The organism is Variovorax sp. P2_H12 (assembly GCF_056403395.1).
Window position 1 is genome coordinate 1 of sequence record NZ_JBFUFO010000166.1, and the last position, 501, is coordinate 501.

The following is a 501-nucleotide window of genomic DNA, read 5'->3' on the forward strand; positions in this document are numbered from 1 at the left end:
ACTTCGGCTGGTGGCTCGGCTCGTTCAAGGGGTTCCGCACCGCCCATCTGGGCGCGCAGGTGACCGACGGCTCGCTGTCCCAGTTCTGGTCCGGCATCTGGGCCAAGGGCTCATCGACCGGCTACAACGTCGTGCTCGGCGGGCCGGTGAAGCAGGTCGCGACCGGCTACACCAAGAACTTCACCACTGCTCAGCTCGCCAAGGTGAAGATCGGGCTCGGTGCCTCCGCCGCCGGGAAGACCGGTGGGCTCAACCCGTGGGGCTATGTGCCCGGAGCGTTCTCCAACGTCTCCGTCTCGACGGAGCAGAAGCTCCCCACCACCCGCACGCTCTATCTGTCGGCAGCGAACAAGGTGAAGTGGAGCTTCGACTTCGAGCAGTACGGCGGGGTCGACTCCGAGGGATTCCCGGTGACCGACGCGTTCTACACGCTGGGAGCGCCGCAGACCTGCGCGGCGGGCAAGAGCTACGAGAAGACCTTCAACACGGCTGTGTTCGGCC

At 66.1% G+C, this 501-nt stretch carries 1 protein-coding gene; it reads left to right on the top strand.

Annotated features, from left to right (window positions below; genetic code table 11):
• Positions 1-501: hypothetical protein (locus AC1DYK_RS35655; protein ID WP_478170561.1), on the top strand; the 501-nt coding region annotated here is incomplete at both ends.